General features: G+C 29.4%; 20 protein-coding genes and 1 tRNA gene. 12 read left to right on the top strand and 9 right to left on the bottom strand.

What is annotated here, in order from left to right; all coding sequences use genetic code 11:
* Window positions 1-46 precede the first annotated feature (46 nt).
* Entirely contained in the window at window positions 47-1,030 is a 984-nt protein-coding gene (locus Q0891_RS00905) for an SGNH/GDSL hydrolase family protein (RefSeq protein WP_299098177.1), read from the top strand.
* Window positions 1,031-1,101: 71 nt separating this feature from the next.
* Here the strand turns inward: Q0891_RS00905 and Q0891_RS00910 are convergent, their stop codons facing one another.
* A complete protein-coding gene (locus Q0891_RS00910; protein ID WP_299098178.1) occupies window positions 1,102-1,779 on the bottom strand; it encodes a hypothetical protein in 678 nt (225 codons plus the stop codon).
* 96 nt (window positions 1,780-1,875) lie between these two features.
* On the opposite strand from Q0891_RS00910, the gene Q0891_RS00915 reads away from it, so the two are divergent.
* Window positions 1,876-2,811 (top strand): SPFH domain-containing protein, encoded by a 936-nt coding sequence (locus tag Q0891_RS00915; RefSeq protein WP_299098179.1) that lies wholly within the window; start codon window positions 1,876-1,878, stop codon window positions 2,809-2,811.
* On the top strand, window positions 2,804-3,319 hold the full coding sequence (locus Q0891_RS00920; protein ID WP_299098180.1) for a hypothetical protein: 516 nt from the start codon (window positions 2,804-2,806) through the stop codon (window positions 3,317-3,319). The genes Q0891_RS00915 and Q0891_RS00920 overlap by 8 nt, the downstream gene beginning before the upstream one ends.
* Before the next feature lie 69 nt (window positions 3,320-3,388).
* Here Q0891_RS00920 and Q0891_RS00925 read toward each other — a convergent pair whose 3' ends face one another.
* Window positions 3,389-3,598, bottom strand: coding sequence for a hypothetical protein (locus tag Q0891_RS00925; protein ID WP_299098181.1), 210 nt, complete (start codon window positions 3,596-3,598; stop codon window positions 3,389-3,391).
* A 59-nt stretch (window positions 3,599-3,657) separates the two neighbouring features.
* Window positions 3,658-5,667, bottom strand: coding sequence for a glutamine--tRNA ligase/YqeY domain fusion protein (locus Q0891_RS00930; protein WP_299098182.1), 2,010 nt, complete (start codon window positions 5,665-5,667; stop codon window positions 3,658-3,660).
* A gap of 157 nt (window positions 5,668-5,824) precedes the next feature.
* On the opposite strand from Q0891_RS00930, the gene Q0891_RS00935 reads away from it, so the two are divergent.
* The 5 genes from Q0891_RS00935 (at window position 5,825) to Q0891_RS00955 (ending at window position 8,192) form a co-directional block, all read left to right on the top strand.
* Window positions 5,825-6,025 carry a zinc ribbon domain-containing protein gene (locus tag Q0891_RS00935; protein ID WP_299098183.1) on the top strand — a complete coding sequence of 67 codons (201 nt, stop codon included), beginning with the start codon at window positions 5,825-5,827 and terminating at the stop codon, window positions 6,023-6,025.
* 187 nt (window positions 6,026-6,212) lie between these two features.
* Window positions 6,213-6,575 (top strand): dihydroneopterin aldolase, encoded by a 363-nt coding sequence (gene folB / locus Q0891_RS00940; RefSeq protein ID WP_299098184.1) that lies wholly within the window; start codon window positions 6,213-6,215, stop codon window positions 6,573-6,575.
* Between the two features lie 86 nt (window positions 6,576-6,661).
* Window positions 6,662-6,732: transfer RNA gene (locus Q0891_RS00945), tRNA-Cys, on the top strand.
* A 366-nt stretch (window positions 6,733-7,098) separates the two neighbouring features.
* Window positions 7,099-7,761 (top strand): hypothetical protein, encoded by a 663-nt coding sequence (locus Q0891_RS00950; RefSeq protein ID WP_299098185.1) that lies wholly within the window; start codon window positions 7,099-7,101, stop codon window positions 7,759-7,761.
* Between the two features lie 20 nt (window positions 7,762-7,781).
* Window positions 7,782-8,192: a hypothetical protein gene (locus tag Q0891_RS00955; protein ID WP_299098186.1), complete on the top strand. Its 411-nt coding sequence runs from the start codon at window positions 7,782-7,784 to the stop codon at window positions 8,190-8,192.
* 82 nt (window positions 8,193-8,274) lie between these two features.
* On the opposite strand, the gene Q0891_RS00960 is transcribed toward Q0891_RS00955, so the two are convergent.
* The 6 genes from Q0891_RS00960 to Q0891_RS00985 all read right to left on the bottom strand — a co-directional run bounded on the left by Q0891_RS00960 (window position 8,275) and on the right by Q0891_RS00985 (window position 13,132).
* Window positions 8,275-8,802 carry a hypothetical protein gene (locus Q0891_RS00960; protein WP_299098187.1) on the bottom strand — a complete coding sequence of 176 codons (528 nt, stop codon included), beginning with the start codon at window positions 8,800-8,802 and terminating at the stop codon, window positions 8,275-8,277.
* Window positions 8,803-8,815: 13 nt separating this feature from the next.
* Window positions 8,816-9,499, bottom strand: a complete 684-nt coding sequence (locus Q0891_RS00965) for a LysE family transporter (RefSeq protein ID WP_299098188.1) — start codon at window positions 9,497-9,499, stop codon at window positions 8,816-8,818.
* 43 nt (window positions 9,500-9,542) lie between these two features.
* Window positions 9,543-10,214, bottom strand: coding sequence for a head GIN domain-containing protein (locus tag Q0891_RS00970; protein ID WP_299098189.1), 672 nt, complete (start codon window positions 10,212-10,214; stop codon window positions 9,543-9,545).
* An 11-nt stretch (window positions 10,215-10,225) separates the two neighbouring features.
* Window positions 10,226-10,462 carry a hypothetical protein gene (locus Q0891_RS00975; protein ID WP_299098190.1) on the bottom strand — a complete coding sequence of 79 codons (237 nt, stop codon included), beginning with the start codon at window positions 10,460-10,462 and terminating at the stop codon, window positions 10,226-10,228.
* Window positions 10,463-10,464: 2 nt separating this feature from the next.
* The gene (locus Q0891_RS00980; RefSeq protein ID WP_299098191.1) at window positions 10,465-10,764 is read right to left on the bottom strand and encodes a heavy metal-binding domain-containing protein; all 300 of its coding nucleotides are present in this window, start codon (window positions 10,762-10,764) and stop codon (window positions 10,465-10,467) included.
* A 139-nt stretch (window positions 10,765-10,903) separates the two neighbouring features.
* Window positions 10,904-13,132, bottom strand: coding sequence for an RNB domain-containing ribonuclease (locus Q0891_RS00985; RefSeq protein ID WP_299098192.1), 2,229 nt, complete (start codon window positions 13,130-13,132; stop codon window positions 10,904-10,906).
* Window positions 13,133-13,867: 735 nt separating this feature from the next.
* Between Q0891_RS00985 and Q0891_RS00990 the strand changes: the two genes are divergently transcribed.
* The 4 genes from Q0891_RS00990 (at window position 13,868) to Q0891_RS01005 (ending at window position 16,823) form a co-directional block, all read left to right on the top strand.
* Window positions 13,868-14,803 carry a T9SS type A sorting domain-containing protein gene (locus Q0891_RS00990; RefSeq protein ID WP_299098193.1) on the top strand — a complete coding sequence of 312 codons (936 nt, stop codon included), beginning with the start codon at window positions 13,868-13,870 and terminating at the stop codon, window positions 14,801-14,803.
* A 191-nt stretch (window positions 14,804-14,994) separates the two neighbouring features.
* Window positions 14,995-15,429 (top strand): ribose 5-phosphate isomerase B, encoded by a 435-nt coding sequence (rpiB, locus tag Q0891_RS00995; RefSeq protein ID WP_299098194.1) that lies wholly within the window; start codon window positions 14,995-14,997, stop codon window positions 15,427-15,429.
* A 33-nt stretch (window positions 15,430-15,462) separates the two neighbouring features.
* The gene (locus Q0891_RS01000) at window positions 15,463-16,377 is read left to right on the top strand and encodes a cation diffusion facilitator family transporter (RefSeq protein ID WP_299098195.1); all 915 of its coding nucleotides are present in this window, start codon (window positions 15,463-15,465) and stop codon (window positions 16,375-16,377) included.
* 2 nt (window positions 16,378-16,379) lie between these two features.
* The gene (locus Q0891_RS01005; protein ID WP_299098196.1) at window positions 16,380-16,823 is read left to right on the top strand and encodes a GNAT family N-acetyltransferase; all 444 of its coding nucleotides are present in this window, start codon (window positions 16,380-16,382) and stop codon (window positions 16,821-16,823) included.
* The last annotated feature ends 3 nt before the right edge of the window (window positions 16,824-16,826 follow it).

The following is a 16,826-nucleotide window of genomic DNA, read 5'->3' on the forward strand; positions in this document are numbered from 1 at the left end:
GACCTGTCAGGTTTTAAAAACCTGACAGGTCTAAAACATCAAAATTATGAAGTCTCATTTTTTTATTCTAATACTGATTACGGGTTTTTTAATCTCTTGTAAAAAGGAAAAAAAAGCTGACTTTTCAGCGGATAAAATAGATTTAGTCTTAAACGAAAAACGTGTACTAATTTTAGGAAATAGCATTACACAAAATGGTCGATACGTTGATTTTTTAGAATATTACATCAGAAAACAATACCCTAATAATCCCTTAGATATCATTAGTATTGGTTTATCTGGCGAAACTATTTCTGGAACTACAGAAATTGGTCGAGAATTTCCTAGACCAAATGTTAGAAAAAGATTGGATAATGCTCTTAGCGAAATTAAACCTGACTTAGTAATTGCTTGCTATGGTATGAATGATGGTAATTATTCGCCATTAGATAGCCTTCGATTTGAAGCCTACAAAGATGGAATTTTAGAATTGAAAACAAAGGCTGCAGCTATTAATGCAAAATTAATTTTAATGACACCAACTGTTTTTGATCCAAACCCTATTTCTGATCGTTTATCAAAAGAAAACGAAACATATGAATATTGGCATCCGTATTTTAAATATAATAATGTTTTAGAAGCCTATTCTAATTGGTTATTAAGTATAGAAACGGAAGAACTTAAAGTTGTGGATTTACATCATCATCTAGATTCTATGTTAACAGCAATGAAAAGCATAAAATCAGATTCTACGTTTATACCAGATGGTGTTCATCCTAATAATATTGGACATTTTTATATGGCTCAGAAAATTTTGAAGGATTTATATCCTGAAATTTCTATTGAAAATCCTATTGCTGAAATTGAACATTTAGAAGCAGATTCGCTATATAATTTGGTTCTTAAAAGACGTGAATTACGCTCAGAAGGTTGGCGCTATTTTATTGGCTATACTTCGAAAGAAAAGCTATTTAAGACAGATAGTATATTGCCTATTGAAATGGAAGTTGAAAAACTAGATTTAGCTATTGATCAATTGTTGAAACAGTAGAGTATTCAACTAATTACCAATTAATTAGATTACCCTTCGCTCATTCCAACTTATAATGAATAACAAAAAATCTATAGCGTAATATTTAAAGTTAAAGCCATTAGTGATTGATTTCCTTTAAATTTTTCGTCACTTGAGATATTAAAATCTTGATCATTCAATTTACCCAACATATTTGTAAAACCATATATGTATTGTGCTCTAATAAAGAAACGTCTTACACCAAAGGTTAAACCAACTGTTCCATTGACGTTAAAATTTGAAATTTCTCTAATATCTTCTGTAAACAAATTGTTATAACCAGTTAAGATATAACCTTCTTTAGAATCGTCTTTTAGCTCTAATTCACTATTATATTGAAGCATTGGTCCAACATCTAAAGTAATATTATTACTAATTAATTTAATATGAAATAAAAACGAAACATCTGCGGTGAACATTTTATACTCCACAAATTCACTCGTTAAAAGCCCAACTTTAGATGCACTAATATCAATGTGGTTTTGAGATAATTGCATATTATAACTCACATTATACCATTTATTGGGTAAATCTACAGAAGCAGACATACCTCCAATATAACCAGTATTGGCTTTTGTTTCAAAATTATCGGTTAAAATATCAAATTGGGTAACACCACCTTGAAGACCAATACCGTTTTTAATTTTATAATTTTTTCGTTGTGCAAATCCGGTTGTAACAAAAGTGATACAAATGACGACTAATAGAATAGATTTTAAATTTTTCATGCTGATATAAAAGCTGATATAAACAAACGTAGGTAAAATTATTTAATATTACTTACTTTTAAAGTCTCGTATTATTTAACTTTTAAAAAACGTGTTATGGGTCAATTTATTTTTATTCCAATTATCTTTTTTGCTGTCGTTGTTTTAATTTCATCATTCTTTGTGGTAAAACAACAAACCTCAGCTATTATTGAACGCTTTGGGAAATTTCAAAGTATTAGACATTCTGGTTTGCAACTAAAAATTCCATTAATTGATAAAGTAGCGGGAAAATTAAGTCTTAAAATTCAACAATTAGACGTTATTATTGAAACGAAGACTTTAGATGATGTATTCGTTCGTCTTAAGGTTTCTGTACAATACAAAGTAATTAGAGATAAGGTATATGATGCCTTTTATAAATTAGATTATCCTCATGATCAAATTACATCTTATGTATTTGATGTGGTACGTGCTGAAGTGCCAAAAATGAAATTAGATGACGTTTTTGTACGTAAAGATGATGTGGCCATTGCTGTAAAATCTGAATTAAATGATGCCATGATGGAATATGGTTATGACATTATTAAAACTTTAGTAACAGATATTGATCCAGATGCACAAGTAAAAGCTGCTATGAACAGAATTAATGCTGCAGATAGAGAAAAAACAGCTGCACAATTTGAAGGTGATGCGGCAAGAATTTTAATAGTAGAAAAAGCAAAAGCTGAAGCTGAGAGTAAGCGTTTACAAGGACAAGGTATTGCAGACCAAAGACGTGAGATTGCACGTGGATTAGAAGAGTCTGTAGATGTATTAAACAGAGTTGGTATTAACTCACAAGAAGCATCTGCTCTTATAGTTGTGACACAACATTATGATACCTTGCAATCTATTGGGCAAGAAACAAATAGTAACTTAATCTTATTACCTAATTCTCCTCAAGCTGGTAGTCAAATGTTAAATGACATGGTAGCTAGTTTTACAGCTAGTAATCAAATAGGTGAAGCTATGAAAGCAAAAAAATTAAATAAAAAGAAGGATGATGAATAAACTAAAAAAAATTCTATTACTAATAATAATAGCAATAAGTACAGTTTCATTTTCTCAAACTAAAGAAAGCGCATTAAACGATGCTACAGCAGCCATAAAAGCTAATTTAGATTTGGATTTTGATACCGTAGTAAAACATACACTACCTGCTGTACTAGATATGATGGGCGGAAAAGAAGCCGCTCTACAAGTTTTAAAATCTACAATGGAAGGTGCAAAAGCACAAGGTTTAGTTATTGAAAAAGCAGATGTAATTAATGTTTCAAAAATTATTAAAGAGCAAGGCCAATCGCGATGCATAATGACGGGTTATACAGAAATGACTATGTCTGGTCAACGTGTAAAATCTACAATTCATTTTGTTGGTATTTACAATGATGTTGATAACTATTGGTGGTTTGTAGAAGCTAAACAATTAAAAAATGAAGTGTTAGTAAATAAGATTGTTCCAAATTTTGAAACAAGTTTAGAAATTCCTGAAGACGATGTACAAGTAGAGGAAATTTAATTTAAAATTTATACAAATAAAAAAACCTCATAATTACTGATTATGAGGTTTTTTATATTTGAAATTGACTTAGTGTTCTTCTATATATTTATCTCTAATCGTTTTTAATTCGTTGAGATAATTTTTTAAATCGGTATCATTTATACTTGCACTATTATTTGAACCTTGTGGTAAAGTGCTTCGTGTTTCATCTAAATGTTTCTGAAGTTCTGGATAATTATCTTCTATATCTCTGGTTACTGTTGAAATTTCAGTTAATATTTTCTGTGATTCTTTCATAATTTATAATGTTTATCATAAGTTACAAATAATCTGAACCAAACTATCTCAATAAACTGTTAAATATCAGAAGCTTCCGCAACTAAAATGTCATTTTTGTCTTCCTTAGCCTTCTCAATAAATTCAGTAATCGCTTCATTTTTTTCTAAGCCATTTTTAAGCAACTCTTTTAACGCAATTAAAACAACTATACGTGTACCTGCTTTTTTTACTGCAGTGCCAAATAACGGCTCTAAATCATCATAAGACACATCTTTAGCCAACACTTGTATTTCAGCTTTAGCTTTTAATTGTTTTTCTTCAGGGAATTTTGTGTATTTCTTACCAAATTGTTGAATAACACTAATCGCAGAACGTTTTTGTTGTTGCGGATTAGGTTTATTTTGGTTTTGGTTATTTTGAGGCTTAGGCTTTTGTTTTGACCAACTATCTCTTAAACCAACCGTTTTATTAAATACTAATTTTTCTGGTGTGGAATCATCATCTACATTAAAATAGCCTAAACGTTGAAACTGAAACTGCTCTCCTACTTTCGCTTCTGCTAAACTTGGTTCTAAATACCCTGTTTTTACGGTTAAAGAATTTGGGTTAATAAATTCCATAAAATCCTTTTCGCCATGACTGTCTGGAGCTTCGTCATTAAATAAACGATCATATTCTCTAATTTCTGCAGTTATAGCATGTTTTACTGAAACCCAATGCAAAGTACCTTTTACCTTTTTAGACGTATCCTCATCATAAGTACACTGTATTTCTAAAATATCTCCGTTTTGGTCTTTTCTAACCTCATTAGCTTTAATGATGTAAGCATTTTTTAATCTTACTTCACCTCCTAGTTTCAATCTAAAAAATTTGTTTCCGGCTTCTTCTTTAAAATCTTCTCTTTCAATATAGATTTCTCTAGAAAATGGAACTTTTCTGAATCCGGCTGAATCATCTTCTTGGTTATTTTCGGCTTCTAACCATTCTTCTTTATCTTTAGGATAATTAGTAATTACCACTTTTACTGGATCTAAAACCGCCATGACTCTATTGGCTGTTTTATTTAAATCTTCACGAATACAGAATTCTAATAGTGACACATCAATGACGTTTTCGCGCTTAGCAACACCTACTTTTTCTATGAATTTTCTAATAGAATTTGGTGTGTAACCACGACGACGCAAACCAGATATTGTTGGCATACGTGGATCGTCCCAACCAGAAACTACACCCTCTTCTACTAAACGTAATAATTTACGCTTACTCATAATGGTGTAACTTAAATTTAGTCTAGCAAATTCAAGCTGTTTTGGTGCTAATGGATAGTTTTCTTTACTGTATTCATAAACATTATCCTTAAACCAATCGTAAAGTTTTCTATGAGGTTTAAATTCTAAAGAACATAATGAGTGCGAAATCTGTTCTAAGTAATCACTTTCACCATGCGTCCAATCATACATTGGATAAATACACCAATCATCTCCAGTTCTGTGATGATGTGCGTACATAATACGATACATAATAGGATCTCTCATTAACATATTTGGATCTTCCATGTCTATTTTGGCACGCAATAGATGTGTACCAGCAGGAAATTTTCCGGCTTTCATACCTTCAAATAATTCCAAATTTTCTTCAACACTTCGGTCTCTATAAGGGCTATTTGTACCTACCTGAGTTGGTGTTCCCTTTTGCTCAGCCATGACTTCTGAAGATTGAGAATCTACATAAGCTTTTCCATCTTTTATCATTAAAACTGCCCAATCGTATAACTTCTGAAAGTAATCTGATGAGTACAATTCATTTTCCCATTTATAACCTAACCAAGCAATGTCTTTTTTTATAGCATCTACATATTCTTGTTCTTCCTTAGCAGGATTAGTATCATCGAACCTTAAATTAACAGGTGCATTGTACTTCTCTCCTAACCCAAAACTTATACCAATAGCTTTGGTATGACCAATGTGTAAATATCCATTTGGTTCTGGCGGAAAACGAAAACGAAGCTTTTCTTTTGGTAAACCATTCGCTAAATCTTCTTCTATTATATGCTCAATAAAATTGAGGGCTTTTATTTCTTCTGACATGTTTAAGGTATTAGCTGTTGACTATTAGCTGTTAGGTAAATCTTATATACATAACTCTAAACATCAACATCATTATTCCAGTTGGTAAAATTAAGCAAAATGTAACATTTATTTATCTTTTTAGACTGATAGTATGAATCAAAACTTATAGAAAATTATGAATTATATCTGCCCAAAATGCGACAATACAACTTATGAAGTTGACGAAATGAGAGCAACTGGTGGACGATGGTCTAAAATATTTGATATTCAGAATAAAAAATTCAGCTCAGTAACTTGTAAAAAGTGTAGTTATACAGAATTTTATAAAGCAAAGACTAGCGCATTGAGTAATGTTTTTGATTTGTTTACGAATTAAGTTAGTCGGTTTATGAATATAGACTTAAGACCGCTTCGCTTTTAGAACAAAGAACAAAGACCTATTTAGTGATAACTGATAAAAATTTTGTTTTTATTCAACAATTACGATTTTAACCATTTCTCATGTATGTTACTTCAGTTGCGAACAGTGACCAAAATTCATCAAGAAATATTACTTTTGAATCATGGGAATAATAAAAGTTGAAAACATACGCATATTTGCTAATCATGGTTGTTTAAAAGAAGAAACGGCTATTGGTAGTGATTATAGAGTAGATATAGAAGTCAAAGCTGACTTAAAAAAATCATCTAAATCTGATGACTTAAGTGATACAGTAGATTATGTGTTTTTAAACAAAGTAGTACGTGAAGAAATGGCAATACCTTCTAAGTTATTAGAAACAGTAGCTCAACGGATTTTAGATCGTGTTTTTAAAGATTCTTCAATAATTACAAAAGCCACAGTTGCGGTAAGTAAAATTAATCCACCAATTGGTGGTGATGTTGAGATGGTTACGATAAAAATGAATCAGAATCGAAAAAAGTGAAGCTATTTAGCTTAAAAAGTATATAATTTATATATTTGCGCTCTCGTTAGTTATTAATGAGATTCCTTTTTTTCAAAAGAATTTAGGGTGTCGTGGCCGAGTGGCTAGGCAGTGGTCTGCAACACCATCTACAGCGGTTCGAATCCGCTCGACACCTCAAAAAGCTTCTAAGTTCTCTTAGAGGCTTTTTTATTTTTTAAATTTTAATAAAATTTGCAATAATAGGTACGCGGTTCTTACTAAACCTGTAGATCAAAACACCTCAAGAAAGAGACACTTCTCAGTATCTCTTTTTTCATTTTCATTTATTAAACTAAGCTTAAACGTACTTTCTTATAAAGTTAATTTTTTTCATTAAAAAGCCTTTATACAACCTATTTACTTCTACTTATAAAACCTTATAAATTAGGTATTAGCTATAAAATACCAAAGCAATTTCACGGAAAACAGGGTAGTTCAGGGTTACAATCTCTAGTAATTTTGAACCATAGAATTTAATACTAATAAGCCCTTATTGAATACCATGAATTTGGATAACATAACCTTGATAAGTCCACAAAAAATTTTAGAAAAAATTATTTTCTACAACAAATCGTTAGAAAAAAATACTCTCAAAATTTCTACAAGTATTCACTTTTCTAACGGTTCAATAAAAGAAGGAATTCCTATTGATATTAATAAAACAGAAAAGGTAGTATTACTCCAATGCAAAGCATCTTTAATCTACATAAATATTAATTTATTAAATCATGTTGAGCTCAATTCATCAACGCATAATATTGAGTTTCTTACTAATGAGGACCACATGGATCTTAGTAACACAAAAGTTTCTACATCATTAGAACTAAAACGTTTATTTAAACAAGAAAAAGACATCATAGAAAAGTTATATGATTTTGAACTTAACTCAAAACTTATAATAAATAATCTTAAAACTGAACTTGAAAAATATCAATTCGAAGTATTTATTAAAGTTTTAAAAGACATATTAAACACTATTTCTAAAGATGATTTAGGTCACCAAGCACTAAATTCTTTGAAACTATTAGTTATTAAACCTGAGGATAACACAGCTCTAGAGCTAACTAAAATAAACGATACCATCAACATACACATAAATTTTAAAACCAAGTTTAAAACCGATTTTAAGACGCAATTAAGAGTTGTTTTAGAATCTAAATTATAAATCAAAAAAATATAGACATTATGGGATTAGCAGAAAAACGAGTAGCAAAAGCATTTGAAGCCAATGAATTTGAAACTATTTTAAAAGAAATTAAGGATATCGTCGGAAAAGATATTGCAGTAAATGTAGATTGGAAAACATTATCTACTGACGGAATGAGTCATTTATACAATAAGGCCTGGCCTCCTGTTTATTTTGAACCTTTAGTTAATTCTTTAAAATCAATTTGCCAAGACGACATGGGAAAAGAAGCCTTAAACGATGAATTAGAAACCATTATCATTAAAAATGAAGCAGGAAATTCTAGCTCAAATACTTGGGCAAGTTTTGATAATAACACCTTAACTTTAGATCATAAACCAACTTCTAATGTTCATAACGTAGCGGAAAGAACAAAATCACTACAAACATTATTAGAAAATAATCTTTAATATCAAGGTTAACTTAATTACGAAGGCTTCTAATTTTTATTTAGAAGCCTTTTTATTTATGTGATATTTTGTAATGATGCTATTAACTGTGTTTTCTATCAATTATTAAATAATCAAATAGCAACAGAATACTTAATAATAAAACACCGATTGTAAATAATAATGAACCATAAGGCCAATGTTGAATTTTAAAAAGTATTCCAAAAAATAAAGCAAAAATTGTCAAAGCAATTAACAAGAAATATAAAGCTTTTAAAAAAGAATTCTTCCTGTATTTTCTGTTTTTAAGATAATCTATGCCTTCAATAGAAAACCAATAGATAAAGAGAATAGCTAATAGAAATTCAAAAACATATGGAAGATAAAATATGCGAAAAGCTTTAACTAAATAACTAAAAACCCAGAGTAAGATTAGACTCAACTTTATATAATCTAGCCTAGATTTATCTGCTTTTTTTATAAAACGAATACTATATAAAAGACCCATTGAAACTCCACTAATTAACATTAATTGCGTTGCATAAGGCCAGTGCATAATTTTGAATAAGGCTCCAAAAATTAAAACAATTACAGCTAATCGTAGTGGAAATGTTAGAATTTTTGAATTCATATAAACATCGTATTTACTGCATAGGATTTACCTTCTCAATCTGCTTAATACTTTTCTCATAAACTTTAGGAAAAAGCCCTTGAACCAATAGAAATATTCCGAAGATTAAAATGACTAATGACACGATTTTTTTAGTCTTAAAGATACGTCTTGGTGTTAACTTATTTCGTAGCCGTTTTGCAGCTGCTATTTTTACCAAATCTGCCAAAAAGTAAGAAATTAACATCGTAGTAATAAAGATGGTTACACCATTATCTGAAGTTGTAATAGATGTACCAATTACAATAAAACCTAGCCAACCTAGTAATACACCAATATTAATAAAATTGAGTAAAAAACCTTTAATAAAAAGTTTACCGTAATCTTTCTTTGGAAGCTCAATTCTATGATGCTCTCTAACAATAGATCGGAAAGATTTAGATGTTTTAATAAAACTTATAAGACCATAGACAACCAATAAAGTGCCACCAAATACTAACAGTTTAGGATCATCTTTAATTTTATCTAAAAGAGAGTCTGTACTAAAAAATATAACGAAAATGAAAACAATATCTGCGAAAATAACGCCTAAATCAAATATTACAGCACTTGTAAAGCCTTTGGTTGCACCTGTTTCGAGTAGAACAAAAAAAACAGGACCTATAGTAAAGGCTAAAATTATTCCAAATGGAATGGCTGTTAAGATATCGTCTAACATGTATAAACTGCTGTTTACACAAATGTAAGAAACTAAGAGGAATTTACATACGTTTTATTCTCCCACCAAGAAGTGTATTTTCTTTAACTTCTTTTGGATCACCATAAATAAATACCTCACCACCTGCTTTAATTCTAACATCTACCATTTCAGAAACATTTACATGTGCCTCACCAGCAGCATTTATACTTACTTCGGTATTTTCGGTTATAAACTCTTTACCATTATAAACACCACCTGTATAAATTGAAATATCTTGATTTTTAGAACTACCAGCTACATTTATTTCTCCACCAGTTACAGCTCTAATATTAGCATAACTAGTTTCTAAACTTGCTGTAATACCAGCACCTTCTTGTACTCTTAAATCTATTTCAAATTGCTTAATAGGATCTTTTACAATCACAAAAGCACCTTCATTAGCATCAATAACATCTACAGAAACAAAATACAATTCTACAACAGTATCATTACCATCATAACTTTCTTCAAGATTCATGCGTATTTTTAATTTTCCATTGTTATTAACAACTTCTACGTCTTCTTTATTTTTTCCAGAAATAATGACTTTATTTTCATCTGATTGAATCATTTTTACTTGGATTAAATCAAACACTTTTAAAGTTGAAAACTCACCTACAGTTTTCTCTATAGAATCTTGAGCATTCGCTGTAAAACCAACTATACATAGTATTACAAAGAAAAAATTTTTCATGTTTATAAAATTTATTTTAAGACTATCACTTTATTACTAAATAGCCATTTTAATTGAATTTCGTCGCCAGAACGCTTCTTAACAATGCGCCTTTGTGGTGATAATAAAACGGTTAAAAATGCAGAAATTCCTGTTAATACATAACGATTAATATCACTATACACTAGTTGGATTCCGAATCTTATAACCATATACGTTACTAAGAAGATTAAGAAAATATATATACTGGCTTTTGTAGATGTTTTCATAATTAAACGGCCACTTTTACTGCTGTTCCTGTTACAGAAACCATAGCATAATTGTGTGTTGTAAGTTCTATTTCAACTTTAATACCTACAACCGCATTTGCATTTAATTTTGCTGCATTATTTTGTAAAGTTTGAAATGCTTCTTCTTTCACATCTTCTATACTATTCTGTATTTTAGTATAATATTTAGACATGCTAAAGCCCATAGATAAAGCTTCTTTATTCATAGCAACACCTGTTACAATGCCTAAATAATCTATTATTTTATAGTTTTCAATTGAGTTAGTTGTGGTAAGAATCATAATTGTTTGTTTAATAATTCCTAAAAATAAAGAAATTGTTTAAAAATGATTGATTTGTTAATCTGAACTCGTTTCAGATTCTAAAATAAATTCAGAATAACAAACTTTTCTTCAGTATTAACATGATCTATCATGTTATTTATTCCGTTTCAGGTTTTCCAACCATATAAAAATCTAAGTGTTTCTTAGTTAAGTCTGTATTTTTCACTTTCACAATTACTTCATCTCCAAGTTGATACACAACGCCTGAATTTTTACCAACCATAGCATATTGATCCTGGTCAAACTGATAGTGATCATCTTTCATATCTCTAACACTTACCATACCTTCACATTTATTAGAAATAATTTCTACATAAATTCCCCAATCTGTAACACCAGAAATAACACCAACAAATTCTTCGTCTTGATGATCTTGCATAAAACGAATTTGCATGTACTTAATAGAATCTCGCTCAGCTTTAGTTGCTAAATATTCCATATTACTAGAATGTTTACAACGCTCTTCATACACCTCTTCATTTGCAGATTTTTCGCCATCTAAATAGCGTTGTAATAAACGATGTGCCATAACATCTGGATAACGACGAATTGGCGATGTAAAGTGGCTATAATAGTCAAAAGATAAACCGTAATGACCAATATTATGCGTGGTATATTCTGCTTTAGACATGGTTCTAATCGTTAACGTATCTACTAAATTCTGTTCTTTTTTACCAACAACATCTTTGAGTAAATTATTTAACGAGGATGAAATACTACCTTTATCTTTAAAGTTTAATTTATGTCCAAAACGTGCTACAACGGTTTGTAATTGCGCTAATTTAGATTCATCTGGCTCATCGTGTACTCTGTATACAAATGTTTTTTTCTGTTTACCAACAAACTCTGAAACCTTTCTGTTGGCTAACAACATAAACTCTTCAATTAATTTATTAGCATCTTTACTCGTTTTAAAGAAAACACCAACTGGGTTAGCTTCTTCATCTAAATTAAATTTTACTTCAACTTTATCAAACGAAATAGCGCCATCTCGCATACGAGCACCTCGCATTTTACGCGCTAATTCATTCATTTTTAATACTGCAAAAGCAATATCGTTTGATGTTTTATATTGTTTTCCGGTTAACGAAACTTCAGTAGGAATTGTAGTATCAATATCTGAAATTGCTGCTTTAGAAGGCATTTCAGGATTATTTTCTATAATAGCCTGTGCTTCTTCGTAAGCGAAACGTGCATCAGAATACGTTACAGTTCTACCAAACCATTCGTTTTTAATTTCGCATTTTTCATTCATTTGAAACACGGCAGAAAAGGTATATTTTTCTTCGTGTGGACGTAAAGAACATGCACCATTAGATAAAATTTCTGGTAACATTGGTACTACACGATCTACTAAATAAATTGAGGTTGCACGCTCGTAAGCTTCGTCATCTAAAACCGTTCCTGGTTGTAAATAATGCGATACATCTGCGATATGTATTCCTATTTCATATAAACCATTATCTAAAACTGTAAACGATAAGGCATCATCAAAATCTTTAGCATCTTTTGGATCTATGGTAAAGGTTAAATCTTTACGCATATCTCTACGCTTAGCAATTTCTTCGGGTTTTATTTCTAAATCAATATTGTTAGCATAGGCTTCAACTTCATGAGGAAATTCTAATGGTAAACCATATTCTGCCATGATAGCATTAATCTCTGTACCGTGTTCTCCTGGTTTTCCTAGTACCTGAATTACTTTTCCGTTGGGAGAATCTGCTCTTTCTGGCCAATCTTCAAGAGATACAAGTACTTTATCTCCATCTTCTGCTTTGTTTATTTTATTGATAGGTACAAAAATATCTTTGTACATTTTGTTACTATCTGGTACAACAAAAGCAAAATTCTTTTTCTCATGAATTTGAATAGTACCAACATATTCCGTTTTTGCACGTTTAATAATATTGGTAATTTCTCCTTCTTGCTTGCCTCTATGTTTTCTTTTGTAAGCGTAAAATTCTACTTCATCGCCATTTAAAGCTTTATTAATATTGTTTGAAGCGATAAATACATCTTCTTCAAAATCATCGCAAATAATATAACCGTTACCTTTAGATGCTAAATCTAAAATACCTGTATGATATTCTGTATTTACAACAACTTTAAATTTACCACGATCTACTTCTTCAATTTCTTGTTTAGCTTTAAGCTGGTGAAGCTTTTTTATAATCTGATTTCGGCTACTAGCATCGTTAACACCAAGTATAGCTGCAATCTGCTTATAATTAAAAGTTTTGTTTCTGTCTTTTTTTAAAATACCCAGAATAGTATTTGTATGATTTGAAATCCCTTTTTTAGATTTCTTTTTTTTCTTTTTTGTCATTTAATTTGTAATCATATTCATTTCCTATAAGTGATAGGAATTCTAATTTAAAACTTAATATAAAGCGAAGAGAGGTTATTAAGTTTACTACAAAGTTACGTTTTAATTTTTTAATGGTGTTTAGAGAAGGTTAAATTAATGAAAAACGATGTTATCAACATATATATACATATAATCATTTTTCTTTTAAAATTTAAAAAATAAAATAATGGTTATTATAGTATGTTAATAGCTAGTATAACTTTTTGAAGTTTTATTTTGAGATGTGACTTATTAGATTTACTTAATACTTAGTTAACATTGAGTTTACATATAACTAGTTCATTTTTAAGAGAGTTTTAAAAGCTATTAACAGTTGTTAATAACAGATGTTAATACAAATGACTCATATGTTTATTTATAAATCTTGTTCATTTCACTACAAATGATGTTTAATAACTTGCTTTAAAAAAACAACTAACTAATTTGCATATCTCAAACGTATTTTGGTTTGAAAAAATAAGTGGATAAACCTAATTTTAATTTTAAAGAGTTGTGAACACTTATTAACAAGTTATTGGTAAAGTTATCAGAATATATAGTCTTGTAAGAATTAACTATAAGAGACAAATAAAGCCGATATTATGTTTTTTTGTACAATTATTATCGATAAATAACTGGTTTATAATAAAATAATAAAACTTAATATATAATTGTACTCCCTAATAATCTATTATTAAAAAGTAACTTAAAATTATGAAAACAAAACTACTCTATACACCATTATTGTTTGGTGTGCTTTTTTCAAACTTTTCTTTTTCTCAACAAACTTTTATACCAGACGATGTTTTTGAACAGTATTTAATTGATGAAGGCTATGATACTGTTTTAGATGATTATGTATTAACCAATAATATTAATACAGTAACTACTATAGATTTAGGAGCAAAAGGTGTTAGTGATTTAACAGGACTACAAAATTTTACAGATTTAATAACCTTAGATGTATCTGAAAATGCACTACTAAATAGTTTAGATATTAGTAATAATTTAGCATTAGTTAATTTAAATGCGTGGAATACATCTATTTCAAGTTTAAACCTTGTTAACAATACAGCATTAATGTATTTAAATATTTATAATACTTCCATTAGTAATATAGACGTAAGTAATAATACATCTTTAGACTATATAAGTGTAGCAAATACAAACATTGTAAATATAGATCTTAGTAATAATACAATATTAAATTATTTGAATGTATCTGATTCTAATCTTAACAACTTAGATGTTTCAGCGAATTCAGTTTTAAATATTTTAATTGCTAATAATATGACGAATTTACAGTGTATTACCGTTATAGATGAATCTGCTGCAAATGCTGGTACAAATATATATGAAGACTGGGTTAAAGATGCAAGTATTAGTTATAGTGAAAGTTGTACGTTAAGTGATTCAGAATTTGAATCATATAAAGTATATGTAGGACCAAACCCAATGAAAAATCAATTAAATATTGAATTATATAATTCAAGTATTATAAATGATATTGTTCTATTTGATATTACAGGTAAACAAATATTGAAAACTACAAAAACACAAATTTTTACAAGTCAACTACAATCAGGAATTTATTTAATTAGGATTTCTACAAACAACGGAATCGTAACTAAAAAATTAATTAAGGACTAAAAGTTAACTTTATAAAATTAGAAAAAAAGCTTGAGATGATTCTTAAGCTTTTTTTTATTAAATTTTGTTTAGAATTAAGTCCGTTTTAAGTTTTCCTATTTTTTTTAAATTATGCTCTAAAGAACTTATAAATCAAAAGTATTAAGCCTTTTTTATTTGTAACTTTGTGGTAATAAATTATTTCAATTATCATGACTATTTCAATAGGAAACGATCACGCAGGACCAGATTATAAATTTGCCATTGTTAAACATTTAGAAGCAAAAGGTTACACAGTTAATAATTATGGAACAGATACTTTAGATAGTGTTGATTATCCAGATTTTGTGCATCCTGTTGCTAAAGATGTTGAAGCTAAAAAAGTTGATTTTGGTATTTTAGTATGTGGAAGTGCAAATGGTGTAGCAATGACCGCTAATAAATATCAACATGTAAGAGCTGGTGTTTGTTGGACTAGTGAAATTACTGAACTAACACGTTTACATAATAATGCTAATGTGCTTTGTATACCTGCACGTTTTACATCTATTCCGCAAGCTATTAAAATGGTAGATACCTTTTTAGAAACTGAGTTTGAAGGTGGCCGTCATCAAAATAGAGTAGATAAAATACCTATGTCATGCTAAACATCTAAACTATCAATTTTAAATTGATAAATCATGAGTCAATCTCATCAACATTCACATTTGCATACACACGATCTGAATGGTCGTAATCTTTTAATTTCTATACTTCTAAATATCGCTATTACAGTCGCTCAAGTAATTGGTGGTTTACTTTCTGGTAGTTTAGCTTTATTAAGTGATGCACTTCATAATTTTAGTGATGTAGTGTCTTTAATTATTAGTTACATCGCTAATAAATTAGTAAAACGTAAAGCTTCTTTAAAACGTACGTTTGGTTATAAACGTGCCGAAATTTTAGCTGCTTTTATTAATGCTTCTACGTTAATAATTGTTGCTGTACTTCTTATTATAGAAGCGATAAAGCGCTTTCAAAACCCACAACAAATAGAATCTAATTTGGTAATATGGTTATCTGTAGTTGCTATTTTAGGTAATGGTTTTAGTGTTTTATTATTAAAAAATAATGCTAGTACTAACATGAATATGAAAAGCGCATACTTACATCTATTAACAGATATGATGGCAAGTGTGGCTGTTTTAGTTGGTGGACTGTTAATGAAATTTTTTCAAATTTGGTGGATAGATAGTGTACTTACGTTTTTAATTGCTTTGTATTTAATTTGGATGGGATTTGATTTATTAAAAACATCAACCAAAGTTCTCATGTTATTTACACCAGACTCGATTCCGGTAGATGAAATTGTAACTAAGCTTAATAGTTTTGAAACCATTAGTAATGTGCACCATGTACATGTTTGGCAATTAAATGAAGAAGAAATTCATTTTGAAGCACATGTGGATTTTGAAAAAGATATTACATTAACAGAATTTGATGTTATTCTCAATAAAATTGAGGAATTTATTTATCATAAATACGATATCAATCACGTAAACATTCAACCAGAATTTGGTAAAAGTGATACTAAAGATATTATTGTACAAGACTAATTATGCTAACAATTAAAATAAGCGCTTTTAACGAGCTTTCTATAGATGAACTATATAGTTTACTTCAATTACGTAGTGAAGTCTTTGTGGTGGAGCAAGATTGTGTCTATCAAGATATTGATGGTAAAGATCAGAATGCATTACATGTTTTAGGTTATAATAATAAAAGCCTAGTTGCATACACAAGAATTTTTAAACCAGGAGATTATTTTAAAGAAGCGAGTATTGGTAGAGTAGTAGTGCTAGAAAATGAAAGGAAACATAGCTATGGTTATGATATAATGAAGGCTTCAATTGATGCTATTAAAATGCATTATAATACAACTGAAATAAAAATTTCTGCTCAAGTATATCTAAAACGGTTTTATAACAATTTAGAATTTAAGGAAATAGGAGAAGAGTACTTAGAAGATGATATTCCGCATATTGCTATGCTGCGTTCTTAGGTT

The organism is uncultured Winogradskyella sp., from assembly GCF_947498005.1.
In the GTDB taxonomy this organism is placed as follows: Bacteria; Bacteroidota; Bacteroidia; order Flavobacteriales; family Flavobacteriaceae; genus Winogradskyella.

Coding starts and splice junctions, on each gene's coding strand:
- Q0891_RS00930 (WP_299098182.1), bottom strand. CDS start 5,667: ATGTCAGAAGAAATAAAAGCCCTCAATTTTATTGAGCATATAATAGAA.
- Q0891_RS00935 (WP_299098183.1), top strand. CDS start 5,825: ATGAATTATATCTGCCCAAAATGCGACAATACAACTTATGAAGTTGAC.
- folB (WP_299098184.1), top strand. CDS start 6,213: ATGGGAATAATAAAAGTTGAAAACATACGCATATTTGCTAATCATGGT.
- Q0891_RS01000 (WP_299098195.1), top strand. CDS start 15,463: ATGAGTCAATCTCATCAACATTCACATTTGCATACACACGATCTGAAT.
- Q0891_RS00950 (WP_299098185.1), top strand. CDS start 7,099: ATGAATTTGGATAACATAACCTTGATAAGTCCACAAAAAATTTTAGAA.
- Q0891_RS00910 (WP_299098178.1), bottom strand. CDS start 1,779: ATGAAAAATTTAAAATCTATTCTATTAGTCGTCATTTGTATCACTTTT.
- Q0891_RS00985 (WP_299098192.1), bottom strand. CDS start 13,132: ATGACAAAAAAGAAAAAAAAGAAATCTAAAAAAGGGATTTCAAATCAT.
- Q0891_RS00980 (WP_299098191.1), bottom strand. CDS start 10,764: ATGATTCTTACCACAACTAACTCAATTGAAAACTATAAAATAATAGAT.
- Q0891_RS00920 (WP_299098180.1), top strand. CDS start 2,804: ATGAATAAACTAAAAAAAATTCTATTACTAATAATAATAGCAATAAGT.
- rpiB (WP_299098194.1), top strand. CDS start 14,995: ATGACTATTTCAATAGGAAACGATCACGCAGGACCAGATTATAAATTT.
- Q0891_RS00975 (WP_299098190.1), bottom strand. CDS start 10,462: ATGAAAACATCTACAAAAGCCAGTATATATATTTTCTTAATCTTCTTA.
- Q0891_RS00955 (WP_299098186.1), top strand. CDS start 7,782: ATGGGATTAGCAGAAAAACGAGTAGCAAAAGCATTTGAAGCCAATGAA.
- Q0891_RS00905 (WP_299098177.1), top strand. CDS start 47: ATGAAGTCTCATTTTTTTATTCTAATACTGATTACGGGTTTTTTAATC.
- Q0891_RS00990 (WP_299098193.1), top strand. CDS start 13,868: ATGAAAACAAAACTACTCTATACACCATTATTGTTTGGTGTGCTTTTT.
- Q0891_RS01005 (WP_299098196.1), top strand. CDS start 16,380: ATGCTAACAATTAAAATAAGCGCTTTTAACGAGCTTTCTATAGATGAA.
- Q0891_RS00915 (WP_299098179.1), top strand. CDS start 1,876: ATGGGTCAATTTATTTTTATTCCAATTATCTTTTTTGCTGTCGTTGTT.
- Q0891_RS00970 (WP_299098189.1), bottom strand. CDS start 10,214: ATGAAAAATTTTTTCTTTGTAATACTATGTATAGTTGGTTTTACAGCG.
- Q0891_RS00965 (WP_299098188.1), bottom strand. CDS start 9,499: ATGTTAGACGATATCTTAACAGCCATTCCATTTGGAATAATTTTAGCC.
- Q0891_RS00925 (WP_299098181.1), bottom strand. CDS start 3,598: ATGAAAGAATCACAGAAAATATTAACTGAAATTTCAACAGTAACCAGA.
- Q0891_RS00960 (WP_299098187.1), bottom strand. CDS start 8,802: ATGAATTCAAAAATTCTAACATTTCCACTACGATTAGCTGTAATTGTT.